At 40.1% G+C, this 24,893-nt stretch carries 19 protein-coding genes; 11 read left to right on the top strand and 8 right to left on the bottom strand.

What is annotated here, in order from left to right:
• The 4 genes from holA to AAC851_RS06480 all read right to left on the bottom strand — a co-directional run bounded on the left by holA (window position 1) and on the right by AAC851_RS06480 (window position 4,841).
• Complete coding sequence (gene holA / locus AAC851_RS06495) at window positions 1-996, bottom strand: DNA polymerase III subunit delta (RefSeq protein WP_153568861.1); 996 nt, start codon at window positions 994-996, stop codon at window positions 1-3.
• 9 nt (window positions 997-1,005) lie between these two features.
• Window positions 1,006-1,515 carry an LPS-assembly lipoprotein LptE gene (locus AAC851_RS06490; protein ID WP_005085445.1) on the bottom strand — a complete coding sequence of 170 codons (510 nt, stop codon included), beginning with the start codon at window positions 1,513-1,515 and terminating at the stop codon, window positions 1,006-1,008.
• A 207-nt stretch (window positions 1,516-1,722) separates the two neighbouring features.
• Window positions 1,723-4,347 carry a leucine--tRNA ligase gene (gene leuS, locus AAC851_RS06485; RefSeq protein WP_153568860.1) on the bottom strand — a complete coding sequence of 875 codons (2,625 nt, stop codon included), beginning with the start codon at window positions 4,345-4,347 and terminating at the stop codon, window positions 1,723-1,725.
• Window positions 4,348-4,490: 143 nt separating this feature from the next.
• Complete coding sequence (locus AAC851_RS06480; protein WP_153568859.1) at window positions 4,491-4,841, bottom strand: DUF4124 domain-containing protein; 351 nt, start codon at window positions 4,839-4,841, stop codon at window positions 4,491-4,493.
• Window positions 4,842-5,348: 507 nt separating this feature from the next.
• Here AAC851_RS06480 and AAC851_RS06475 point away from each other — a divergent pair.
• The 4 genes from AAC851_RS06475 to AAC851_RS06460 all read left to right on the top strand — a co-directional run bounded on the left by AAC851_RS06475 (window position 5,349) and on the right by AAC851_RS06460 (window position 11,424).
• The gene (locus tag AAC851_RS06475; RefSeq protein WP_125502089.1) at window positions 5,349-7,073 is read left to right on the top strand and encodes an acetolactate synthase 3 large subunit; all 1,725 of its coding nucleotides are present in this window, start codon (window positions 5,349-5,351) and stop codon (window positions 7,071-7,073) included.
• Window positions 7,073-7,564 (top strand): acetolactate synthase small subunit, encoded by a 492-nt coding sequence (gene ilvN, locus AAC851_RS06470; protein ID WP_004637892.1) that lies wholly within the window; start codon window positions 7,073-7,075, stop codon window positions 7,562-7,564. The genes AAC851_RS06475 and ilvN overlap by 1 nt, the downstream gene beginning before the upstream one ends.
• 105 nt (window positions 7,565-7,669) lie before the next feature.
• Window positions 7,670-8,686, top strand: a complete 1,017-nt coding sequence (gene ilvC / locus AAC851_RS06465; protein WP_004637893.1) for a ketol-acid reductoisomerase — start codon at window positions 7,670-7,672, stop codon at window positions 8,684-8,686.
• A gap of 674 nt (window positions 8,687-9,360) precedes the next feature.
• The gene (locus AAC851_RS06460; protein ID WP_100833239.1) at window positions 9,361-11,424 is read left to right on the top strand and encodes a putative bifunctional diguanylate cyclase/phosphodiesterase; all 2,064 of its coding nucleotides are present in this window, start codon (window positions 9,361-9,363) and stop codon (window positions 11,422-11,424) included.
• Window positions 11,425-11,491: 67 nt separating this feature from the next.
• Here AAC851_RS06460 and AAC851_RS06455 read toward each other — a convergent pair whose 3' ends face one another.
• The 4 genes from AAC851_RS06455 to AAC851_RS06440 form a co-directional block, all read right to left on the bottom strand.
• Window positions 11,492-12,637: an alpha/beta fold hydrolase gene (locus AAC851_RS06455; protein ID WP_100833240.1), complete on the bottom strand. Its 1,146-nt coding sequence runs from the start codon at window positions 12,635-12,637 to the stop codon at window positions 11,492-11,494.
• 228 nt (window positions 12,638-12,865) lie between these two features.
• Window positions 12,866-13,573, bottom strand: a complete 708-nt coding sequence (locus AAC851_RS06450; protein WP_100833241.1) for a hypothetical protein — start codon at window positions 13,571-13,573, stop codon at window positions 12,866-12,868.
• 294 nt (window positions 13,574-13,867) lie between these two features.
• Window positions 13,868-15,379, bottom strand: coding sequence for a hypothetical protein (locus AAC851_RS06445; protein ID WP_100833242.1), 1,512 nt, complete (start codon window positions 15,377-15,379; stop codon window positions 13,868-13,870).
• 159 nt (window positions 15,380-15,538) lie between these two features.
• Window positions 15,539-15,934, bottom strand: coding sequence for a carboxymuconolactone decarboxylase family protein (locus AAC851_RS06440; RefSeq protein WP_100833243.1), 396 nt, complete (start codon window positions 15,932-15,934; stop codon window positions 15,539-15,541).
• Window positions 15,935-16,211: 277 nt separating this feature from the next.
• Here AAC851_RS06440 and AAC851_RS06435 point away from each other — a divergent pair, with 277 nt between their 5' ends.
• The 7 genes from AAC851_RS06435 (at window position 16,212) to AAC851_RS06405 (ending at window position 24,892) form a co-directional block, all read left to right on the top strand.
• Window positions 16,212-16,595: a DUF7668 domain-containing protein gene (locus tag AAC851_RS06435; RefSeq protein WP_100833244.1), complete on the top strand. Its 384-nt coding sequence runs from the start codon at window positions 16,212-16,214 to the stop codon at window positions 16,593-16,595.
• Between the two features lie 170 nt (window positions 16,596-16,765).
• A complete protein-coding gene (locus AAC851_RS06430; RefSeq protein ID WP_004637906.1) occupies window positions 16,766-18,358 on the top strand; it encodes a peptide chain release factor 3 in 1,593 nt (530 codons plus the stop codon).
• Window positions 18,359-18,431: 73 nt separating this feature from the next.
• Window positions 18,432-19,250 (top strand): hypothetical protein, encoded by an 819-nt coding sequence (locus AAC851_RS06425; RefSeq protein WP_100833245.1) that lies wholly within the window; start codon window positions 18,432-18,434, stop codon window positions 19,248-19,250.
• A gap of 106 nt (window positions 19,251-19,356) precedes the next feature.
• Window positions 19,357-20,253: an RsiV family protein gene (locus tag AAC851_RS06420; protein ID WP_125502105.1), complete on the top strand. Its 897-nt coding sequence runs from the start codon at window positions 19,357-19,359 to the stop codon at window positions 20,251-20,253.
• 61 nt (window positions 20,254-20,314) lie between these two features.
• A complete protein-coding gene (locus AAC851_RS06415; RefSeq protein ID WP_340600661.1) occupies window positions 20,315-21,130 on the top strand; it encodes a TatD family hydrolase in 816 nt (271 codons plus the stop codon).
• Between the two features lie 125 nt (window positions 21,131-21,255).
• Window positions 21,256-24,012, top strand: a complete 2,757-nt coding sequence (gene acnA, locus AAC851_RS06410) for an aconitate hydratase AcnA (protein ID WP_340600660.1) — start codon at window positions 21,256-21,258, stop codon at window positions 24,010-24,012.
• Window positions 24,013-24,103: 91 nt separating this feature from the next.
• A complete protein-coding gene (locus AAC851_RS06405; protein ID WP_208464596.1) occupies window positions 24,104-24,892 on the top strand; it encodes a tRNA threonylcarbamoyladenosine dehydratase in 789 nt (262 codons plus the stop codon).
• The last annotated feature ends 1 nt before the right edge of the window (window position 24,893 follow it).

The raw sequence follows: 24,893 nt of genomic DNA, 5'->3' as shown, positions 1-24,893 counted from the left end.
TTAGATCGATGGGGTAAATAATGTGCGTCCACAGAGTTCACTGATGGCTTGCAGCATTAAATGCTCTGAGTTCTCTTGAGACATTCCTTTAATTGCAGCATCAATGCGCAATAATAAATCAGACCACGTTAAAAATTGTCTTGGATTTAATCGACGCAATGCTTGTTGATACTGTGAGACTTTGGTTTTCCAAATTCCCAGTTGGATAGCATTATGTGGTTGTTCAAATAACTGCATTAGCAAACGCATTTCTTTACTTAGCGTCCAGAGAATAAGGCTGTCGGGTTCACCTGCGGCGATCAGATATTGATAGATCTTGACCGACTGAGCTAGATTACCTAGCAATAGAGCATCACTTAAATCATAAGTGGTGTAGCGCGATTGATCTTGTAAACACGCATAAAGCTGTTCGATTTGAATCTGCTGAATGTCAGGAAAAGTATCTGCAACACGCATCAAACTATTTTTTGCGGCTAGCAAATTATGCTCGTGGTGCTGCATCAACCATTGCCATGCATCATTGTTGAGTTGAATGCCAAGCTTTTCTGCTTCAATCGTTAAGATGCGTTGACGGTCTTGAGGATAACTTGCAGTGAGTGGAACAACGACGCCATTTGCTTCGACCACTTGGAAAAAAGCAGATTTTAAACTGCTACTGTCCTGCTTTGGTAAAACAATCAACAACAAGTTATGTTCATTATGTTGGATATAACTTTTGAGCTGTTTGATGCCGTTGGCATCAGGTTTAACATTGCCATGAACTTCGATGGCAAGTTGCTGCGAAAATAAAGATAAACTATTTAGCGCATTAAAAACATTTTTCCAGTCATTGGCGCTGCTGATGTCGTAACGTTGACGTTCAACTTCTTGCTCTTGCCAGCTTTTGCGAAACGCATCCAGTAGATTCTGTTCAAGCAAAGGCTCTTGCCCATGCATAATCCATGCACCACGAGCTTCTGCAACACGTTTTAAAGCCTGAACATAATCGAGTTTCATAAATCAGAATTAAGATTGAGCTTTAGGAAGGCGGTTCGCTGCAATTTGACGTGTCACTTGCTGTGCGACATCATCAATCACAATACGATTAAGATATGCTTCTTGCTGATTATCGGTGTTTACCGTTGCTACATCGTATTGGTAGGTACGTGAAGCCGTTAAAGTACGAGGTTCAGTAATTTTGTTACCCTCACGATCTTCAATCTGAAAAGTTACCGTTAAACGAAGAAGCACTTCAGTTAATTTACCGTTAAGAAGTTGGCGGCGAGGGGTATAATCCAGTACACGGAGCACATAAGCATCATTTGAGTTGCTGAGCTGTATACCTGTTGCCGTTAAATAAATACTTAAACGATTTTCAAGCTCATCGGTGTAGTCAGGCAAGACCAAAGTCAACTTGTTGTAAACCAGTGGTGTTGCCGCTGGATTGTTGCCTTTTAAATGGAAACCACAGCCGACTAAGCCTGCACTTAGACCTAAAGTTAAAACAATCGCAGCGAAACGTTGAGCTATATGCATGCTTTGTCCTTATGATCTTCCATCAAATATGGAAGATGTAATCTTGATAAATTGACCATATTTTAGAATCAAAGCCCGTTGAATAACAGCGGGCTTTGATGCGGTTTTGTTTCGATAAAGTTCCTACTCTCTTTAGGAGAAGGTTGGATGAGGAAAATAACCTCTCCCTAATCCTCTCCTGAGAGGAGAGGGAACATAACTAAGAAATTAAACCACCAAATTCACAAGTTTATTTGGTACAACAATTTCTTTCTTGGTCGGACCCGTCAAGAATTGTTGAACTTCTGGTAGCGCTTTAGCCAAAGCCAATAAATCATCTTTTGAAATATCGACAGCGACATCTAATTTACCGCGGAGTTTACCATTCACCTGTACAACGATCGTTTGTGTATTACGTGTCAATGCAGATGCATCTACTTGAGGGAATTCAACCGTAGTTAAATCCATTCCAAACTGAGTCAATAATGTTTGACTCAAGTGTGGTGCAAATGGCGCAAGTAAAATCAATAACGTAGTGATTGCTTCGCGTGCTACAGCAGCATCATTATCATCTTTTGCTTCAAACTTGTTAGTTGCATTGAGTAACTCCATCAACGCTGCAATCGCCGTATTGAATGCATGGCGACGTTCGATGTCATCACCCACTTTTTGGATGGTTTCATGCGTTTTACGACGTAAATCTTGTGCGTCTTTCGACAAGTTCGCAGTATCGATGACAGTTGTTTGATTGCCCGTTTCCAAGAATCCAGCAGCTAAACGCCATACGCGTTTTAAGAAACGGTTAGCACCTTCTACACCTGCATCAGACCATTCTAAAGATTGATCTGGTGGCGCAGCAAACATCATGAAGACACGTGCCGTATCTGCACCGTATTGGTCAATAATTGCTTGTGGGTCGATCCCGTTGTTTTTCGACTTCGACATTTTTTCTTGTCCGCCGATAACAACTTCTTGACCATCACCTGAGTATTTCGCAGAAAGGATACGACCTTTCTCATCACGTTCTAATTCGATGTCCGCAGGGTTAAACCAAGTCTTCTTACCATTCTCAGCTTCACGATAGAAAGTATCTGCAAGCACCATGCCTTGAGTAAGCAAATTCGTAAATGGTTCATTACCTTGTACTACACCCTCGTCACGCATTAATTTGTGGAAGAAGCGTGCATAAAGTAAATGCAAAATGGCATGTTCAACACCACCGATATACTGGTTTACAGGAAGCCAGTTTTGAGCAGCTTCTGGTTTAACCATTCCACCAGTAAAGTCTGGAGATGCATAGCGAGCATAGTACCAAGATGATTCTACAAAGGTATCCAACGTATCTGTTTCACGACGCGCATCGCCGCCGCAGTTAGGACACTTAGTCTCATAAAACTCAGGCATTTTATTCAGTGGGTTACCAGAACCATCTGGCACCACATCTGTTGGCAATACCACTGGCAATTGATCTTCTGGTACTGGCACCTGACCACAGGTGTTACAGTTAATCATTGGAATTGGACAACCCCAGTAACGTTGACGAGATACACCCCAGTCACGTAAACGGAATTGAACCTTAGCATTTGCTAAACTTTGTGGTTCTAATTTTGCGAGGAAAGCATCATAAGCAGCTTGGAAATCTAAACCGTCAAATTCGCCAGAATTAACCAATTTACCTTCTTTAGAGCCGTACCATTCCTGCCATTCAGTCGCTGAGTATTCAGCATCATCAGCACCTTTGGCATCAATCACTTGTTTGATTGGTAAGTTGAATTTATTGGCAAATTCGAAGTCACGCTCGTCATGTGCTGGAACAGCCATCACCGCACCAGAACCATATGACATCAATACATAGTTTGCGATCCAAACAGGGAGATCTGCACCTGTCACTGGATGCTTAACAAATAAGCCGGTTGCCATGCCTTTCTTTTCGGCAGTGGCTAAATCAGCCTCAGCAACCGATCCCATGCGACATTCTTCAATGAATGCAGCCAATTCAGGATTATTTTCAGCAGCCTTCAACGCCATCGGATGTTCAGCCGCAACCGCAACATAGGTCGCACCCATTAAGGTATCACCGCGAGTGGTATAAACCGTTAATCCTTCGGCATAAATTTCGGTGTTGCTCGATGGGAAGGTAATTTCCATACCCGTAGAGCGACCAATCCAGTTACGTTGCATGGTTAACACTTGTTGCGGCCAACCATCTTTCAATGTATCTAAATCGTCTAATAATTCTTGTGCATAGTCGGTGATGCGGAAGTAGTACATTGGAATATCACGTTTTTCCACCAATGCACCTGAACGCCAACCACGACCATTTTCAACTTGTTCATTGGCTAAAACGGTTTGGTCTACAGGATCCCAGTTTACAGTTGAAAGCTTACGATAGATCAAGCCTTTCTTATAAAGCTGAACAAATAACCATTGTTCCCAGTGATAGTATTCTGGTGTACAGGTCGCAAATTCGCGATCCCAATCGACAGATAAACCCAATTTTTTTAATTGGTCACGCATATATGCGATATTTTCAAATGTCCATTTTGCTGGTGCAACTTGATGAGCGATCGCGGCATTTTCAGCTGGTAAACCAAATGCATCCCAGCCCATTGGTTGTAATACCGTTTCACCTTTTAAACGATAAAAACGGCTGATCACGTCACCAATGGTGTAGTTACGCACATGCCCCATATGCAGTTTGCCACTTGGATAAGGGAACATCGACAGGATATAGCGATGTTTGCCCTCTACAGTGTCTGCAACTTTAAAAACTTTGCGATTGTCCCAGTCTTGTTGAACTTGAGGCTCAATGGCACTTGCTTGATATTCGGAGTCAATGTGAGAAGTCGTCATAGGGATATGCGATACAACAAAAAAGTAAAGTTAAGATTGCTGCACAGCATAGCGCAAAATCAGGTGAAATGTCAGTTTTTAGCAGTGTTTTTATTGGATATAAGTGAGGAGAATGTCTTGGACACTCTCCATAAACTTTTGAATTATCGATCTGCCAGCGCTTCTGCTATTTGTATATCTTGAGGTTGGTATGTTTCATCTCTAGGCGTACTTTCTTGTTGAGGATGATTTGTTGTCGATGTGGTGGTGTGTTGAGGTGATTTTTGCTGATTTTGTGAAGATGCATTGGCACTGCTTTGACTGTTATTTGAACCATAGGTTGAAATTTTATCTAAGCGTTTTGCTCCTTTAGGTGGTGGAGTAGTGGTGTAATGGGTCGAACCATTCGCATCGATCCATTTATAATATTGTTGAGCATATATTTGGCCAGAACAGAGCATGAATAAACTGGTTAAGGTTATGGATATGATTGTTTTTAAACGAGATGATTGCATTGTCATTTTCCCCAAGATCATTTGATCTGATCAGTTGTTTAATATTCAAAATAAATACTTTAACTGGAATTTATAAATACCAAAAGTACAATAATTGAAATAAAACTCATTTGAATATGCTGTTATTTTTATAACTGCACTGTTTAAAAAAACAGCAGCCAAAAAATATTATATAAAATCTGTTCCTTTAATCTTGACTTTGTGCAGGAAAGCAACAAAAATGCTTGCTTTAGTTTTATATGTGTTTATTTGATCACCCTTCGAATAAATAACATGGCTTGCAATGGACATTCTTTCTAGCCGAGAGGATGATTTTTTGAAATATGTTTATCCCAACATGTTTTGATTCGAGATGTAATAACAGCTTATACGGCTGATGAGTCAGAAAATTTTTCCTATTGCAGCAAAAACGAGTAGAATATGCACACTTATAAAAAGTGCATAAATTAATGAATGAAACACAGTTTATGTCTTCCATAAATTGTGCAAACACTAGGGTGAATCACGTTGGAACTTTTATCTGGTGGTGAAATGCTCGTTCGCGCCCTTGCGGACGAAGGCGTAGAGCATGTTTTTGGTTATCCAGGCGGCGCAGTTTTACATATCTATGACGCGCTATTTCAACAAGACAAAATCAATCATTACCTCGTACGTCATGAACAAGCAGCAGGTCACATGGCTGATGCTTACTCGCGCGTAACAGGCAAGACGGGTGTTGTACTAGTGACTTCTGGTCCAGGTGCAACCAATACAGTCACACCAATTGCAACTGCTTATATGGACTCAATCCCAATGGTGATTTTGTCTGGTCAGGTTGCGAGTCATTTAATTGGTGAGGATGCATTCCAAGAAACTGATATGGTGGGTATTTCTCGCCCAATCGTAAAACACAGTTTCCAAGTACGTCACGCTAGCGAAATTCCTGCAATTATTAAGAAAGCATTTTATATTGCGTCTTCTGGCCGCCCAGGTCCAGTTGTAGTTGATATTCCAAAAGATGCGACTAATCCAGCAGAAAAATTTGCTTATGAATACCCAGAAAAAGTGAAAATGCGCTCTTACCAGCCACCTTCACGCGGTCATTCAGGTCAAATTCGTAAAGCAATCGATGAATTGATTTCAGCGAAGCGCCCAATCATTTATACGGGTGGTGGTGTTGTTCAAGGCAATGCTTCAGATCTATTGACTGAGCTTGCGCATCTATTGGGTTACCCTGTAACCAATACCTTGATGGGATTAGGTGCATTCCCAGGTAACGATCCACAGTTCGTGGGTATGTTAGGGATGCATGGTACATATGAAGCCAACATGGCGATGCACAATGCGGATGTGATTTTAGCGATCGGTGCGCGTTTTGATGACCGTGTAACCAATAATCCTGCAAAATTCTGTACCAATGCAAAAGTCATTCATATCGATGTTGATCCTGCAACGATTTCGAAGACGATTATGGCACACATCCCAATCGTGGGTGCTGTAGAGCCAGTTCTTCAAGAAATGCTGGTGCAATTGAAACAAATGAACGTATCTAAGCCAAACCCTGAAGCGATTGCGGCATGGTGGTCTCAAATTAATGAGTGGCGTAAAGTTCATGGTTTGCGTTATGAAGAAGGTCAAAATGGTGTGATGAAACCTCAGCAAGTGGTTGAGGCATTAGATCGTGTGACCAATGGTGAAGCAATCATCACTTCTGACGTAGGTCAACACCAAATGTTTGGTGCAAACTACTATAAATATAAGCGTCCACGTCAATGGATTAACTCTGGTGGTCTTGGAACGATGGGTGTGGGTTTACCTTATGCCATGGCGGCAAAGCTTGCATTCCCTGACCAACAAGTGGTTTGTATCACTGGTGAAGCATCAATTCAGATGTGTATCCAAGAATTATCAACATGTAAGCAATATGGCTTAAATGTGAAAATTCTATGCTTAAACAACCAAGCTTTGGGTATGGTTAAGCAGTGGCAAGATATGAACTATGAAGGACGTCATTCAAGTTCTTATGTGGATTCATTACCTGACTTTGCCAAGCTCATGGAAGCTTATGGTCATGTGGGTATCCAGATTAACCATGCAGATGAGTTGGAATCTAAGCTTGCTGAAGCGATGGCGATCAATGACAAATGTGTATTCATTAATGTCATGGTTGATCGTACAGAGCATGTTTACCCAATGTTAGTTGCGGGTCAATCGATGAAGGATATGTGGTTAGGTAAAGGGGAGCGTACATAATGAGACATATTATTTCTGTACTCGTTGAAAACGAGGCTGGTGCGCTTTCTCGTCTTGTTGGTTTGTTTAGTCAACGTGGCTATAACATTGAAACGTTAAACGTTGCACCAACAGAAGATGAAACTTTATCTCGTCTGACGTTAACCACCTATGGTGATGATCATAAAATTGAGCAAATCACCAAACAACTCAACAAATTAGTTGAAGTTGTAAAAGTGGTTGATTTGTCAGAAGGTGCGCACATCGAGCGTGAATTGATGTTAATCAAAGTGAAAGCTTTGGGTGCGGCACGTGCTGAAATTAAGCGTACTGCCGATATCTTCCGTGCTCAAATCGTGGATGTAACACCGACCACTTACACAATTCAAATCGCGGGTACAACGGACAAGATTGATGGTTTTATTGACGCATTGGCTGAAAATACCATCCTAGAGGTTGTACGCTCTGGTGTTTCAGGCATCGCGCGTGGCGAAAAAGTTCTAACAATTTAGTATATATTTCTCCCAATTTTGGTTGAAGCAATGCCAAAATTGGGAGCGACCAAATCTGTCCTTGTATAACAAGGGAAATGACAAAAATTTTAGCGGAGAAAACAGATGCAAATTTTTTACGATAAAGACTGTGACTTATCAATCATCCAAGGCAAAAAAGTTGCCATCATTGGTTATGGTTCACAAGGTCACGCTCATGCGCTTAACTTGAAAGACTCTGGTGTGGACGTAACTGTAGGTTTACGTGCTGGTTCAGCATCTTGGAAAAAAGCTGAAAACTCAGGTCTTAAAGTATCTGAAGTGCCTGCAGCTGTTGCTCAAGCTGATTTAGTCATGATTTTGACTCCAGATGAGTTCCAATCTCAACTTTATCGTGATGTGATTGAGCCAAACATCAAAGAAGGTGCAACTTTAGCATTTGCACACGGTTTCTCTGTTCTTTATAACCAAGTTGTTCCACGTAAAGATTTAGACGTGATTATGGTTGCTCCAAAAGCACCTGGCCATACTGTACGTTCAGAATTCCAACGTGGTTCAGGTGTTCCTGATCTTATCGCTATTCACCAAGATGCTTCTGGTAATGCACGTAATGTTGCACTTTCTTACGCTTCTGGCGTAGGTGGTGGCCGTACGGGTATCATCGAAACTTCTTTCCGTGAAGAAACTGAAACTGACTTATTCGGTGAGCAAGCAGTTCTTTGTGGCGGTGCGGTTGAGTTGGTTAAAATGGGCTTCGAAACTTTGGTTGAAGCTGGTTATTCACCAGAAATGGCTTACTTCGAATGCTTACATGAACTTAAATTGATCGTTGACTTGATGTTCGAAGGTGGTATCGCTGACATGAACTATTCAGTATCAAACAATGCTGAATACGGTGAATACGTAACTGGCGTTGAAGTAATCAATGAACAGTCTCGTGAAGCAATGCGTAATGCATTAAAACGTATTCAGTCTGGTGAATATGCGAAGATGTTCATCCAAGAGGGTGCATTGAACTATCCATCTATGACTGCTCGTCGTCGTCAAAATGCAGCACACGGTATCGAAGTGACTGGCGCTAAATTACGTGCGATGATGCCTTGGATTCAAGCGAATAAGATCGTTGATAAAGAGAAAAACTAATTCTCTAATCAATTGATTTGAATGCGAAGACCCACTCTATTTGAGTGGGTTTTTTATGTTTATTGTTACGTGCCTCAAAAAGATGAAAGCACTGCTTTCCATTTTTGTTCCTTGCGTAGGGCGAAAGCGATGCTTTCTTATTCCCTACTCAGGATTCAAGCAAACAAGATTGTTGATAAAGAGAAAAAACTAATTCTTAGTCTCTGAATTAGTTAAAAAATCCTTGTTGAAATAACAAGGGTTTTTTGTTTGGATAACAGAGTTATAACAATCTAAACAGAAAAATAGGCTTAATATTGATTATGTTTTGAACATAATTGTGTTGTTAAAATATCAAAATAAATAAAATTTTGCATTATCTGGGGGAGTTGTGCAGTTTAAATGTATATTGATAGCGAGATAGAACGATTATAAAAATCTAGCGAAGACGGAATTTATAGATAAAAATAGAATGAATGAAACAGTTGATTTCATTGGGGTGAAATAATTCTATGTTTATATTCTATTGATTTATAAAGTGAAAAAGACTTGACCTTATGCTAGATGATGTTATTGTTAAGAAAAGTTTATGAATTGTATTTCGTCGCTTTCTTGAGTGTGAAGGATCGTTCTGGTTTTTTGGGCATATTGCTCCGTAAATAAAAAAAAGTACTGAATAATCATGGAAGTCCTTTATGGTACACGTTGATTACGATAGCACATTGGTCATCGTTTCCATTCTGGTTGCAGTGGTAACATGTTACGCTGCAGTTTCGATGGAAGAACTCGTTTTTAAAGCTGCTTATAAAAAGTTTGAAAAGAACATTTTAATTGCGAGTGGTCTAATCCTTGGATTAGCGATATGGTCAATGCATTTTGTGGGGATGCTGGCAAGTCATTTGCCAGAGGGATATCATTTTGATATCGGATTGACAGTATTGTCATATCTGATAGGTGCTGTTGCATCAATTTTTGCGGTATGGCTAACCACTCGACCTACTTTGCCGACTGCTCGTCTAATTTTAGGTGCGGTCTTTATGGGCTTAGGCATATCAGGTATGCACTATATTGGTATGATGGCACTGACGGTTGATTACCATCAAATGTATTATGATCCGTTGTTGGTGATTTGCTCGATTTTGATTGCAATCAGTGGCTCTGGTTTAAGCTTTTTCTTTGTTTTTAAATACAAGGTGGCAGTTCATCACCGTGTTGCTCTAAAAGCAGTTGTTGCTCTACTCATGGCACTCAGTATCGTCGGTATGCATTACACAGGTATGGCGGCGACATATTTTAATGAAAGCCTATTTGACATCGCTACACCTGCACAAACTGAACAAAGTATTTTATTATTTACGATCATTTTTATTGCCAGTTTGGTTTTTGTTGCAGGCTTTGCTGTGGCGGTATTAGAAGCTCGTTTGGAGCAACGTAATCAGCAGCTCATGCTGATTAATAAAGAGCTTGCGACACAGTCACTGCATGACTCATTAACTAAACTGCCTAACCGTTTATTTTTAACTGACTACGCCGAAGTTATTTTCCCTCTTCATCATTTACACAATCAAAAAGTCGCATTTTTCTATATTGATTTAGACCGCTTTAAATCAGTGAACGATGCATTTGGACACCACATTGGTGATCAGCTCTTGATTCAAATGGCACATCGTTTGAAATCGAAGTTAAATGCAAATCAGCGGCTTTTCCGTATTGGAGGAGATGAGTTTGTTCTTATCTCAGAAAATACCGAAAGTGCTGAGGCAATGAGATTTGCAGATGAGATATTGCATCATATTCAAGAAACTTATTTGATTGCAGGAAAGGATATTAATATTTCAGCCAGTTTGGGGATCGCGATCTATCCTGAGCATGGTCGTAATATACAAGATCTTCTGATTAATGCAGATATCGCCATGCTGACCTCTAAAGATCAGGGACGTAATACCTATACAATGTTTCATGCAATGTCTGATCAACAGGACGTGCGTAGTCGATCAAAATTGATCAATGACTTATACAAAGCAGTAGATGAGCAGCAGTTTGTTCTGTTTTATCAGCCCAAATTTACAGCGAATTACGAAGTCTGTGGTGTTGAGGCATTGATCCGATGGAAACATCCAAGCTTGGGATTATTAACGCCACAGATGTTTATTGACGGCGCTGAAAAAACAGGTTTGATCATTCCAATGGGCTATTGGGCATTAGAGCAAGCCTGTCAGCAAATTCAAAAATGGGAACAGAGTAACAGTCCGTTTTATCCGATCGCTGTAAATTTATCCGCACTACAATTTGAAAATAAAAAATTATTTAGTGTACTGGAACAACTGATCGCACAATATCAGATCAAACCACATAATCTAATTCTCGAAATTACAGAATCAACAGCCATGCATCACATTGATGCTAGTGTTCGCACTTTGGAACGCTTACGACAACTCGGTATTCGTATTGCGATTGATGATTTTGGAACAGGGTATTCGAGTTTTTTATATTTAAAAGATTTGCCTGTAGATGAACTTAAAATTGATCGTGGGTTTATTATTGATTTGCAGCCAAACTCAAAAGAAGAAGCAATTTTAGAAAGTATCATCCACCTTGCCACAAAGTTGGGTTTAACCGTGACAGCGGAAGGTGTAGAGACTCAACAGCAAGCAGATATTTTAACTAAATTAGGTTGTCATCAATTACAAGGTTACCTGTTAGGGATCCCTGTCAATGTTGAAGGCTTGGTATTGCATCGGCAACAACATTTTGCTTAAGTATCAATGAGATTAGGTTGTTGCTTGGATGTAAATCAACAACCTAAATTTCAATGGTATAGATGTTTTAATCAGACCGTTCCGCTAACCATTGGTTGACCACTGGCCAAACGGCTTGAGGTGCTTGATTGCCAGATACCAATCCCATATGCCCACCAGCTACGATTTTGAATTGTTTATCTTCACTGCTAATCAAATCCATGAGTGGGCGAACAGCTTCAGCTGTGACGATGATGTCTGTATCTCCGCCAATTGCCAGTACTGAGCAATCAATATCTTTTAGGTTTGCAACTTGATCTCCAAATTGAACTCGACCTGTTGATAACTCATTGTCTATCCAGAAGCGTATGATGATATCGCGCATGACACCACCAGGATAAGCCAGCATGTTATCGACAAAAGAACTTGAAGTTGCATGGTTAATCACAAACTGACGATCATTCAAATTCTTTAAAAGTTCCCAGTAGTTTTTGACGTTTCCGATAGGATCGGTAAGTTTGAAACCTAGCGTGTTTTGCCAGCCATGAATGTGAAAGACGCGACTTGGAATCTGACGAATACGAAAGTTGGTATTATTGCGAATCCATTTTGCAGGGATGGTCAGGCGCTGATAAAACTTGCCCATATAACCTGATTTATGCGTGTTAATTGGGGATGCTAAAATCAGTAGATTTTGGATGTTTTTGTCTTTGAAAAGTGCGGTGTAGCATAGCGAAAGTGCACCACCTAAACTCCAACCATAAAGTGAAAGCTGTTGCTGACCGCTATGCTCACGGACCTTTTCAATAAAATCAGGCATAAACGTTTTTACATAAGTACCAAGATTATATTTGGCTTGGCGTAGACTCGGGCTACCCCAGTCAATGAGATAGACATCAAATCCTTGAGCCAGAAAATAACGAACTAGACTACGATGGGGAAATAGATCATAAATCAACATGTTCGCAGCCAAAGGAGGAACAATCACAAGAGGAATACGATGTTTAGGGGATTGATCCGAATGCGCAGTGTAGTGACGTAAACTAATGATTTCACGCTGATAAATGACATCAAAAGGTGTTTTTCCTGATAAGACCAGTTGATGTCCTCTTAAAATACGATCAGCTGCGTTTGTAAATACATGTTGTGTGCGTTGACCTGCACGACTGCTGAAGATTTTCTGTGCAGCTTGAGAACCAAGCAAATTACGTTTAACTTTTGGCAATTGAGTCATTGGAACCTAAAACTCTAAGGTTGCGATGGAATAGCCGCATATTAGAAGAAAAAAGAAATTAGCTCAGTGACTCATCTGCTTAACTTATATTCCAAAATGATCAATTTAAGTGTTTTACTATAAAAACAGTCCCACAGACTGTGGAATGAAATTTTTAGGGGCAGATTACTTTTACTAGTCATTTCGTGGTAATAGGCGAAAGATTTGCCCCTAAGGCGATTTTATAAATTATGGAAGCAAGGCTGAACTATATAAAACAAGCCCAAGTGAGAAGAAATCACTTTGCTTGCTTCTTTGTAATTGTTTTCCATAGCTTGTATCAAGTTGAATACGATCCTTGCGCAACATATAACGAAAACCTGTTTGTACGAATGATTCTTTGCGATCATTGCCATATAACTCGCTCGTGAGTGCGAGGCGCGGAGCAACCTGCGTTTCACTGCCCACACCCCAAGTAAAAAAGTTCCGATGATCTTGTTTTTCATGTGACCAGCCAAGATTAGCATGCACTATAAAAGCATCATCCATAATGGATAGGCTGACTGGAACAGAGGTGTACCAAATCTGATCAGTGGAATCATTTACATTGAACTGACTACCGGTGACCAAGCCTATTCCCCAACTATTTGTTTCTAATGCTTTTAGTAATGTCTTGGCTTGTAGAACTGCATAATTTTGCGGGTCTGCTTGATCTGTATCCGTGCGTCCCATACCCAAGGCGAGTTCGAAGTTAGAGCCAAAATTACAAGCTGGAATACTCCAGTACTCTCGATCATCGGCATGTTTTTGCATCCATATTTCGAGTTGGCAGCTTTTTGCATCGACGACTGATGCATCATCTACATGCATTGGTCGCCCTGCAAAGAGCTGCATACTGATCGACAGTGCAGTGAAACTGAGAACGAGTTTTAGTAATTGACTTTTTAATTTGAACATACACATCACTCCTATTGTTGGAGGGCGAATGTGAGTGCTTGTTATCTCATTAAATCTTGGATAGATAAAACAGAGGTCTGAAAGATACAGATGACCTTACCTTGTATCCACAAGGAAAGGTCTTAAGAGAAGAGCTTTTTGTGGATACTAGACGAAAATAGATCGACTACAACTGTTGCTAGAACAAGTACTCACAATGAAGCCCCTTAAAATGAATTGCGCGGATTTTAGCAATCGATGACGCAAATTTACAAGTGAATTTTTCATGACGATCAATGTATATGTTTATCGATCTTAAAACTTTTCTCTAACCCAACCATATGCCGCAGCAAAGGGCAGAGCTGTTCTAGCCAAATAAGGGACATGCCATAATCCGCCATGATTGGCATTTTCCATGATCAGTTCAAGTGGATGATCCAATACCTTTTCTGGGTTGGTCGCACTTTCTGGATTATTTAAATCATGTACCCAAAGTGCAGCCATAATTGCATTGGTGGTTTCGGGGCTAAATGTTTCAACTTTAAATAAATCTGCACCTGAAAAAGCTGCTTTTAAAATTGGATTTTTCACAACAGAATGAGTGGTTGTTGATGGGGCAATATTGATTACGGTTTTTTGACCACGCGCACGTGCAGAAATCGCAAACCACTGTTGCAAGCGTTTTGCGAGTGCATAGTTTGGACCTTGCTCAATCACCATGCAGTCGGAAATACCATATTGTTGACCATTATCTGATTGAATTAACTGTTTCAAATTGGGTTTGAAAAAGTTGCTAAGAGAAATATTGTGAATGAATTTAGTGAGCAGTTTTTCTACGATTGGGCGCTGTTTAATTTTATTCTGTATAGAATGTACGACTGCTTTTGGAATGGCATAGATATCGGTCGGCGTCAGCATAAACATGATACTGCTATCAGGTTTGTGTTGACTCACTTGTTCCATGATACTGATCATCGCAATCGAAACACGGACATGTTTTTCACCATCTAGATATGCAATACCTGCCAAATCTAAACTCTTAGAAAAGGTGTTTAACCAATTGGCAATCTCTGGTGTTTGAGTCAGTAAATTTGCACCAAGCTGCTGTCCATCTTTTGTTGTAGAGATTTGAGGTGCAATTAAAGTCGCATTTCCTGTTTCAATCACTTTGGTAATTTTTTCCCAAATCGCAGGGTTTGGTAAATCAATTGCAACAATATTGGCACGCCATTTTGCCAGCCAACTTAAAGGACCTGCTTCTGAGCCTGCACCGAATAACACCATAGTGCGCTTTGATAAATCAAACCATTCAGGATGTTGATTGAGTAAGCGGAGTGCCTTGGCATGACTAGGTTCGATGACTTGTTGTTGTTCCCAAAGATCAATTTGCTGTAATAGCGCTTCGCCTTGTAATTTTTTGCCATGATAAGGAATAAACCACGGTTCAATGGTTGAATTGCCTGTTCCTTTTAAAATAAAACGTTCAAATGGTTGATCTTTAATATTTGCCATGGCATGACTTAAAGCATCATTTTGTTCTGCACGATTAAAATTAAATGAGGCTTTGGCCGCTTCCAGTCCACTTTGTGCAATTCGTATAGGATGATCGACAGATTCGATACCTGCTTTAACCAATTCTTGAAAATAAACAGGGTAATTTTTTCTCCAGTTTTTTTCGGCAATGAGTTTAGAGGCATAAGGTGAATCAACACTTTGTAGTGCTGATTTAAGGATTTGTTTTGCGGTTTGAGTTGTACTGGGTACTTTTCTTCCTGATGGTATCGGAAATTGTATGCCATCACGATTGGATTGTATTTTTTTACTCAACTGAATACTCCATTATCTTCAAACTTAATTCAAAAGATCTCATTCATCATCTATGCCATCTTAGTCACCCAATCAAGTAAAGAAGATGGCAAAATGTGTATTAATGAATTGAAGTTTTTATTTGATTGATATTGGAAGAGATTTAGTTCGCATTTAAAACTATTTATGCGTAGATTTTGGCTGATATTCATTGATCACTTCAAGTGCAGCGCGAAATGCTTCTTGTGTTGCTGGTGCACCGCAATAAGGTAGGCTATGCAATAAAACTTCCTGAATTTCTTCAACACTGGCGCCGTTATTCAATGCACCACGAATATGACCTTTAAGTTCCGTTGGACTTTTTAGTGCAGTTAAAAAAGCAATCGTCACTAAAGAGCGATATTTACGTGGTAAAATCCCGTCACGTTGCCAAGTTGACCCCCAAGCATGTTCATTGATCCAATCTTGTAAGGGTTGAGTGAAAGGTACGGTATTGTCTTGAGCACGTTTGACAAAGGATTCTCCCATCACTTCGGTGCGAACTTTTAAACCATTTTCATAATCTTGTTGTGACATATTTTTTACTCTTATAGCAGCGGAAAAGATTGGATTTGTCCATCGATATAGACTCATCCTAATTCAATCATTATTTGAGCTAAAGTTATACTAGCTGACTGTGATGTTCTCAATTTAAATAAATGAAATTATTTTTAAGATAAGTACGCTATAGTAATTTTTTAATTCAATTTGTCTAACAATAAAGTTATATAGATATATGCCTTAAATATGAAGAAAGTAATTTACTGATCTAACTCGTTATCATAATTTTTTGGATAAAAAAGGTAATCAATAGATGAGTACTGATGTTCCTGTTTTATATGATGAAGATACAGCTACCCCAATACCTACTATTTGGAGAGAGACACTTATACAAATAGTAGAAGCTTTTAGAACTAATGATTTGACATCTATTAATCATATTGAAGGTGTCCAAAATATTGAGTTAGAGTATCTTCAAGAGATTGCAGAAAATATTATAAATTATGGTGAAACATTAGTGAGCTTGCCCGACGAAACGTGGAACAGCTCACAAGCATATTGGATGGGATTTTGTTGGGATATTATCCTTGATTTGTTTACAGAAAGAGAAGGGCGTAGCGATTTAATTCTGTCGATGAGAGTATTTGAGACAAATGGAGTATTCGAGTACTCAATTCAAGACATCTATGTACCTTAGAAAATCATGAAGATGATTGTTTTGTGAATAACTCAAGAGCTATCAACAATGCATAAAACATACTCTCTAAATCTGCTACAATTGCGCCAATTTCGAATTCTCACTTTTTCAGTTAGTTCATATTAGAAAATGATATGTACTGAACTGCGTATATATTGAAGATTTTTCTCATGAGTTTTAAAGACGAATTGGCAGCACAGGTTGCCCAACGACGCACATTTGCGATCATTTCCCACCCCGATGCGGGTAAGACAACGATGACAGAAAAACTGTTGTTATGGGGGAAAGCAATTCAGGTTGCGGGTATGGTAAAAAGCCGTAAATCTGATCGTGCAGCAACCTCAGACTGGATGGAAATGGAAAAAGAACGTGGAATCTCTATTACCACGTCGGTCATGCAATTCCCTTATAAAAAGCACACCATCAACTTATTGGATACACCGGGACATGAAGACTTCTCGGAAGATACCTATCGTACCTTGACGGCGGTTGACTCTGCTTTAATGGTGATCGATGGTGCAAAAGGTGTCGAAGAAAGAACCATTAAATTGATGGAAGTGTGTCGTATGCGTGACACACCGATTATCTCATTTGTGAACAAGATGGACCGTGAAATTCGCGAGCCATTGGAATTACTTGATGAAATCGAGAATGTTCTCAATATTCGTTGTGTACCGATCACATGGCCTTTAGGTATGGGGCGTGATTTTGCAGGTGTGTACAACCTGATTGACAACAAATTTTATGTATATAAAGCTGGTTTTGGTTCAACCATTACGGATATTGAAGTTCGTGATGGTTATGATCATGCGGATATTCGTGAGAAAGTTGGAGAGTTGGCTTGGGCATCTTTTGAAGAGTCACTTGAGTTAGTTCAAATGGCAAACGAGCCACTTGATCGTGAGTTATTCTTACAAGGTAAACAAACACCAGTTCTATTTGGTACAGCACTAGGTAACTTTGCGGTTGATCATGTATTGGATGCCTTTATCAATTGGGCACCAGAACCTAAAGCACATCCGACTCAAGAACGTACAGTCGATGCGAACGAAGAAGGATTCTCAGGCTTTGTCTTTAAGATTCAAGCAAACATGGATCCGAAACACCGTGACCGTATTGCCTTTATGCGTATTTGCTCTGGTAAATATGAAAAAGGCTTGAAAATGAATCATGTGCGTCTTGGTAAAGATGTACGTATTAGTGATGCATTAACTTTCCTCGCAGGTGAGCGTGAGCATCTAGAAGAAGCTTGGCCAGGCGATATTATTGGTTTACATAACCACGGTACCATCCAGATTGGCGATACTTTTACTAGTGGTGAAAAATTACATTTCACAGGGATTCCACACTTTGCACCTGAAATGTTCCGCCGTGTCCGTCTAAAAGATCCTTTGAAATCTAAGCAATTGCAAAAAGGTTTAAAAGAGTTATCTGAAGAAGGTGCAACTCAGGTGTTTATGCCGCAAATCAATAATGATCTGATAGTGGGCGCTGTCGGTGTGTTACAGTTTGATGTGGTCGCCTATCGCTTAAAAGAAGAATATAAAGTGGACTGTATTTATGAGCCAGTGAATGTTCATACGGTGCGTTGGATTCATTGTGACGATGAAAAGATCCTTAATGAATTTAAGAAAAAAGCACATGATCAATTGTCAGTTGATGGTGGTGGTCATTTAACTTATCTAGCGCCGAGTCGTGTTAATTTACAGTTAATGCAAGAGCGTTGGCCTGATATCGAGTTCCGTAATACACGAGAACATTAAAAATATAAAAACAGCTTCTATGATTAGAAGCTGTTTTTAATTGAAGATGCTAAAAATAAAGGGATGAGTGATCATGAATATTTTAAAACCACTTGCTACGATCAGTTTAATGATGGGAATAATGGCTTTAACCGCATGTGATCGTCCTGATAAAAGTGAAGCAGATTCCACAATACAGCAGACATCTAAAATAGAAAAAGCCGAGGTACTGCCTTATTTAAATATCCAAGAAGCAAAAGCGAAGTATGCTTTACCTTTTTGTGAGAAGAAAAATTGTATCGATATTGCGATTCAAACGGTCAATACTCAAGATCATTGGCTTAATTCATGGATTGAGCAGCAACAGTCAAATGTGATTCAGCATCAAATCGAATTAAAGCAAAATATGAGCTTGCAACAAGCGATCAATGCATATGTGAAAAAGTCTGATGAGTGGCAGGATAAATATTCACAAAATAAAGCCTATGAGTTACAGATGAGCACTCGTATTGCCTCACAACGTAACCAATATGTATTGTTGCAGATTGGGGTAGATAGTAAACAAGAAGATGTTTCGGTCAAGGATCGTTACTATTTTTTTGTTGCTGATCGGAAGCTGCTAAAATCTTTAACGGTATTGGATGTGATTCAAAAGAATCAACAAACGGTGATGCATAGTCTAATTCAGGCACATTATCAAACATGGCGTGAACAACAGTCTGCTGAGGTCAATAAACAGCTTCCGAAAACTTTATATTGGGGGCAAGCAGATTGGTTTTTTGATGGTGAAGGGATTGGTATTCATTATCGTGCCAATGAGATTAGTAAAGATGCACCACAACTGGATATTTACTTTACGACTGAACAAACGAAACAAATGCTACAACCTGAAATCTACCAAAAAATGTTTTAAATTTTGGGCGGCTACGTATAGAAATTGCATGTATGCCTAGTAGTTTCAAATGAAGTTCGATAGCATTTAAAAAATCTTGTGTGATAACAATGCTTATAGGTTCCAGATGAAAACATTTTATAAATATAGCGTTCTTGCCTGTGCAATTTTACTTGCTGCTTGCCAACCAAAATCAGAACCGAAAGAATCACAGGAACAAACCAAAGATCCTGTTGTAGAGCAGCAAACAGAAACAACTTTGCGTGGTGAAACGGTGAAAGTAGAGCTGACTTTGCCAGAATGTAAGGGAAATACTTGTCCAGAATTTGTTGTAGAGCGTTTGCAGAGTAATTTCCCATTTATTGATCAATTTTTAGATCAGCAGATCTTAGATCAGTTAAGCAAAATGTTAGATATTGTTGATATTGAAACGGCAGTATCTAGTGTACAAGCAGCTGAGCAGGAGCCTAAAATAACACCTCAAGTTCAACAGTATGCTAATGCTTTTATTAAAGTAGATGAGGAGTTAAAAGCATTGAGCGTTAATCATCAAATTAGTTTGATGGTGAAGCCTAAAATCTTACAAACAGAAGGTAGCTTGGCAACGATTGTTTTAAATAGTAGTAGTTATATGGGGGGAGCGCATGGCTCCACTGCACAACAATATTTTAATTTTGATTTAGTCCAGCAAAAGCAGGTGCAGTTAAAAGATTTATTGTTACCTAAACAGCAAGCTGTGTTGAAAAAGCTGACCCATGATGCATTTAAAACATGGATTGTGGATACTAAACTTGCCAATAATCCTGAAGAATATGAGCAAGCATGGCCATTTCAAATGACGGAGAATTTCTTGTTTGGAGAACAAGGATTAATTTTACAATATGGTGAATACGAAATAGGTCCTTATGCAGTCGGTTTGCCGCGTCTGGTTATTCCTTATGATCAACTGCAAGGTGTAATAAAACCTGAGTACTTACCGAAAGTGGATGCGCCAGCAGCTTCGACACCTGTGACATCTTCCTAACTTCCTATGAAACTTGAAGGTCGGTAGATTGCAAAATAATAGAAGGGATAGGTAACTCAATATGCAGCTATTTGATACCCATACCCATTTCGATGTTGCCGATTTTGATCTAGATCGGCAACAGTTGGCGGTGCAGGCAAAACAGGTCGGCGTGGAAGCGCTGATTTTAATCGGTTTTATTGAGTCCCGCTTTGATACATTGATTCAAACCCATCAACAATTACAAGGTTGGGACAATGTTCCCAAATCGTATCTTGCACCCGGTTTACATCCTTTTTATATTGAGCAACATCATGAGGCTCATCTACAACAGCTTGAGCGGATATTACAGCAACATGATTGTGTTGCGGTGGGAGAGATTGGTCTAGATACCTTTTTAAAACAGCATAAGCAGCCTGAGTTATTCGCCAAACAACAATATTATTTTAATGCCCAGCTTGAACTAGCCAGCCAATACAACAAGCCTGTGTTATTGCATATTCGCAAAGCACATGCTGAAAGTATCGCGATATTAAAAGCACAGAAATTTAAATTGGGTGGGATTGCACATGCTTTTAGTGGTGGGGTCGAAGAAGCGAAAGCATTGGTAAAACTCGGATTTAAAATTGGGATCACAGGACAAATCACCAATCCAAACGCCAAGAAATTACATCAAGTGGTACACGCGATCGGCTCAGAACATTTAGTGATAGAAACGGATTGTCCTGATATGACACCATTATGCTGTCAAACATCGACCGAACACCGCACACGTAATACCCCTGTTAATTTACCGTATGTACTTGAGTATTTGGCTGAAATTCTGGGGCAATCACAAGAAGTCCTTGCCCAACAAATATGGCTAAACTCTTTGAGCACTTTGAATATAAAATTTTAGAATAATAAGAACATAATCTCAGCCCCAATAAGATACTAAAAGGGAACACATTGTTTCCCAAACAAGGGTACATTAAATAAAGCACTTCATAATAAACAAAGCGCCAATACTGGGAGGGTAACCTTATGGCCAGATATAGCAAAATTAATAGTTTCAATGCATTACAAACACTAACAGTCGGTTCTACATCCTATCAAATCTATAGCTTAGCTCGAGCAGCTGAGCAACTCGGTAATATTGATAAGTTACCTAAGTCTTTAAAAGTTTTATTGGAAAATTTATTGCGCTTTGAAGATCAAAAAAGTGTAAAAGTTGAGGATATTCAAGCCTTAGTTGATTGGCAAAAAGACAAACGCTCTGATCAAGAAATTCAATATCGCCCGGCACGTGTCCTGATGCAAGATTTTACAGGGGTACCGGCTGTTGTTGATTTGGCGGCAATGCGTGCTGCGATGGCAAAGGCAGGTGGAGATCCAAACAGAATCAATCCATTGTCACCTGTAGATTTGGTGATTGACCACTCGGTGATGGTCGATCATTTTGCCAATCAAAATGCATTTGATGTGAACGTGAGAATTGAGATGGAGCGCAATGGCGAGCGTTATCAATTTTTGCGTTGGGGGCAATCTGCTTTTGATAATTTTAGTGTTGTGCCACCTGGTACAGGCATTTGTCACCAAGTCAATTTGGAGTATCTTGCTCAAGCCGTCTGGTTAGGTGAAGATGATGGGCAGACGTTTGCATTTCCAGATACCTTGGTCGGTACTGACTCGCATACGACTATGATCAATGGTTTAGGTGTTTTGGGTTGGGGTGTCGGTGGGATTGAAGCGGAAGCTGCAATGCTTGGACAGCCTGTATCGATGCTGATACCTGAAGTCGTCGGTTTCAAATTAACGGGTAGACTAAATGAGGGAATTACTGCGACAGATCTGGTCTTAACGATTACACAGATGCTTCGCCAAAAGGGTGTGGTCGGTAAGTTCGTTGAGTTCTATGGTGATGGTTTAGCTGATTTGCCGTTGGCTGATCGCGCGACGATTGCCAATATGGCACCTGAGTATGGTGCGACCTGTGGTTTCTTCCCGATTGATGAAGTTACATTGTCCTATTTGGCATTGACAGGCCGTCAACAACAACGAATTGATTTGGTTGAGGCCTATAGTAAAGCCCAAGGTTTATGGCGAAATACAGGAGATGAACCCGTATTTACCGATACATTAAGTTTGGATATGAGTACGGTTCAAGCCAGCTTAGCTGGTCCAAAACGTCCACAAGATCGTGTGCTACTGGCGGATGTAGCAAAGACTTTTAATACATTGATGGAACTAACACTAAAGCCTGTCGATGAAATGAAAGAACAATTGGAAAATGAAGGCGGAGGTGGCACAGCGGTTGCGGCTAAGCAGGCTAATTTGCCTCATGAAAGTCCAGCTTGCACGATTGATGGGCAAATCTATCCTTTGAACCATGGTGATGTGGTGATTTCAGCCATTACGTCATGTACCAATACTTCGAACCCAAGTGTGATGTTAGCCGCAGGCTTATTGGCGAAGAAAGCAATTGAAAAAGGTCTACAGCGAAAACCTTGGGTGAAAAGTTCACTTGCACCAGGCTCAAAAGTCGTAACAGATTATCTTGCTGCGGCAGGTTTGACTCCCTATTTAGATCAATTGGGTTATAACCTTGTCGGCTATGGTTGTACCACTTGTATCGGAAATTCTGGACCTTTACCTGATCCAGTTGAAGAAGCAATTCAATGTCATGACTTAAATGTCGCTTCTGTACTGTCAGGCAATCGTAATTTTGAAGGGCGTGTTCATCCACTGGTGAAAACCAATTGGTTGGCATCACCGCCTTTGGTTGTTGCTTATGGTTTAGCGGGGAATATTCGTACGGATTTAACTTCTCAACCGATTGGGCAAGGGAAAGATGGACAGGATATTTATCTGAAAGACATTTGGCCGACGCAGGCTGAGATTGATCAGATGCTGCAAAAAGTAAATACAGAAATGTTCCATAAGGAATATGCTGCTGTTTTTGATGGTGATGAAACATGGCAGGCGATTCAAATCCCACAAAGTCAGACTTATACGTGGCAAGATGATTCAACCTATATTCGTCATCCGCCATTCTTTGATGAGATTGATCAACCACCAAGATCAATTGAGAATATCGAACAGGCACGTATTTTAGCGGTGTTAGGTGATTCTGTGACAACTGACCATATTTCTCCAGCGGGAAATATTAAGAAGGATAGTCCAGCGGGACGTTATTTGCAGGAGCAAGGTGTAGATCCAAAAGATTTCAACTCATATGGTTCGCGTCGTGGTAATCATGAAGTGATGATGCGAGGCACATTTGCCAATATTCGAATTAAGAATGAAATGTTGGGTGGCGAAGAAGGTGGCAATACCATTCATATTCCGAGTGGTGACAAACTTTCGATTTACGATGCATCGATGCGTTATCAGCAGGAAAAAACGCCTTTAGTAATTATCGCTGGAAAAGAATATGGCACAGGTTCTTCGCGTGACTGGGCTGCTAAAGGAACAAATTTACTTGGTGTAAAAGCGGTTATCGCTGAAAGTTTTGAGCGAATTCATCGTTCGAATCTTGTTGGGATGGGGGTTTTACCTTTGCAATTTATCGATGAGCAATCGCGTCAGTCTTTAAATTTAACAGGCCGAGAAGTTCTCTCTATCCACGGTTTATCGGATGATATTCAACCACATCAAACGTTGGATGTGAGTGTGCTTCGTGAAGATGGTCAGCAGGATCAATTTAAGGTCTTGTGCCGTATCGATACTTTAAATGAAGTGGAATATTTCAAGGCAGGCGGTATTTTGCATTATGTATTGCGGAATCTAATCGCAGCATAAAGCTAATAAAGCCCTGTCATGTACAGGGCTTTGTTTTCTAAGTCTGTATTCAGGTAAAATACTTCTGATTTTCTTATGTTAGATGTTGCGCATGACCGATCTCCAAAATGATGAATATGACCGCCGTTTTGCTGGTGTGGCAAAAATTTATGGAGAAAGTTCATTTAGCCATTATGAAAATAGTCATGTGATGGTGATCGGTGTTGGTGGTGTTGGGAGTTGGGCAGTAGAAGCGTTGGCGCGTACAGGGATCGGTGAGTTAACTATTGTCGATATGGATGTGGTTGCCGCATCGAATATTAATCGTCAGCTTCCAGCGATGACATCCACTTTGGGACAAGAAAAAATCGAAGTGATGGCGGAGCGGTGTCGTCAGATCAATCCACGCATGACAGTGAATATAATTGATGACTATTTAACACCTGAAAATGTCAAAGAGATTTTAAATCCTACTCCCGATATCATTTTAGACTGTATCGATGATGTCAAAGCCAAACTCGCATTGATGCTGCATTGTCGCTTTAACAAGATCCCGTTAATTGTGTCGGGTGGGGCAGGCGGTAAGCTCGATCCTCTCAAAATACGAGTTGCAGATCTATCAAAGACAGAACAAGACCCGATGTTGGCGAAGTTACGCGCTCAATTGCGCTCTAAAGGTATCTGCAAGAAGCCTAAAGAAAAGTTTGGGATTACGTGCGTGTATTCAATCGACAACCCATTTTCAAATACAGAAGCTTGTTCGACATCGGAAGATACTGCATTTAATCCAAGTGCTGGCTTGCGCTGTGGTGGCTATGGATCAGCCGTGGTGGTGACATCAAGCTTTGCGATGGTTGCAGTGGCAGAAGTTCTGAAAAAGTTAGATACAAAGAAGGGCTGAT

This window comes from Acinetobacter sp. HZNU-JH01, from assembly GCF_037996845.1.
Taxonomy (GTDB): domain Bacteria; phylum Pseudomonadota; class Gammaproteobacteria; order Pseudomonadales; family Moraxellaceae; genus Acinetobacter; species Acinetobacter haemolyticus.
Note: the sequence above shows the minus strand (reverse complement) of the source record. Positions and strands in the feature narration are given on the sequence as shown.

Excerpts from the sequence above, each read along its gene's own strand:
- AAC851_RS06440 (WP_100833243.1), bottom strand. The coding sequence starts at position 15,934 with ATGTCACAACAAGATTATGAAAATGGTTTAAAAGTTCGCACCGAAGTG.
- AAC851_RS06425 (WP_100833245.1), top strand. The coding sequence starts at position 18,432 with ATGAATATTTTAAAACCACTTGCTACGATCAGTTTAATGATGGGAATA.
- AAC851_RS06490 (WP_005085445.1), bottom strand. The coding sequence starts at position 1,515 with ATGCATATAGCTCAACGTTTCGCTGCGATTGTTTTAACTTTAGGTCTA.
- AAC851_RS06405 (WP_208464596.1), top strand. The coding sequence starts at position 24,104 with ATGACCGATCTCCAAAATGATGAATATGACCGCCGTTTTGCTGGTGTG.
- AAC851_RS06415 (WP_340600661.1), top strand. The coding sequence starts at position 20,315 with ATGCAGCTATTTGATACCCATACCCATTTCGATGTTGCCGATTTTGAT.
- ilvN (WP_004637892.1), top strand. The coding sequence starts at position 7,073 with ATGAGACATATTATTTCTGTACTCGTTGAAAACGAGGCTGGTGCGCTT.
- AAC851_RS06480 (WP_153568859.1), bottom strand. The coding sequence starts at position 4,841 with ATGCAATCATCTCGTTTAAAAACAATCATATCCATAACCTTAACCAGT.
- AAC851_RS06455 (WP_100833240.1), bottom strand. The coding sequence starts at position 12,637 with ATGACTCAATTGCCAAAAGTTAAACGTAATTTGCTTGGTTCTCAAGCT.
- AAC851_RS06430 (WP_004637906.1), top strand. The coding sequence starts at position 16,766 with ATGAGTTTTAAAGACGAATTGGCAGCACAGGTTGCCCAACGACGCACA.
- ilvC (WP_004637893.1), top strand. The coding sequence starts at position 7,670 with ATGCAAATTTTTTACGATAAAGACTGTGACTTATCAATCATCCAAGGC.
- holA (WP_153568861.1), bottom strand. The coding sequence starts at position 996 with ATGAAACTCGATTATGTTCAGGCTTTAAAACGTGTTGCAGAAGCTCGT.
- acnA (WP_340600660.1), top strand. The coding sequence starts at position 21,256 with ATGGCCAGATATAGCAAAATTAATAGTTTCAATGCATTACAAACACTA.
- AAC851_RS06420 (WP_125502105.1), top strand. The coding sequence starts at position 19,357 with ATGAAAACATTTTATAAATATAGCGTTCTTGCCTGTGCAATTTTACTT.
- AAC851_RS06435 (WP_100833244.1), top strand. The coding sequence starts at position 16,212 with ATGAGTACTGATGTTCCTGTTTTATATGATGAAGATACAGCTACCCCA.
- AAC851_RS06450 (WP_100833241.1), bottom strand. The coding sequence starts at position 13,573 with ATGTTCAAATTAAAAAGTCAATTACTAAAACTCGTTCTCAGTTTCACT.
- leuS (WP_153568860.1), bottom strand. The coding sequence starts at position 4,347 with ATGACGACTTCTCACATTGACTCCGAATATCAAGCAAGTGCCATTGAG.
- AAC851_RS06460 (WP_100833239.1), top strand. The coding sequence starts at position 9,361 with ATGGTACACGTTGATTACGATAGCACATTGGTCATCGTTTCCATTCTG.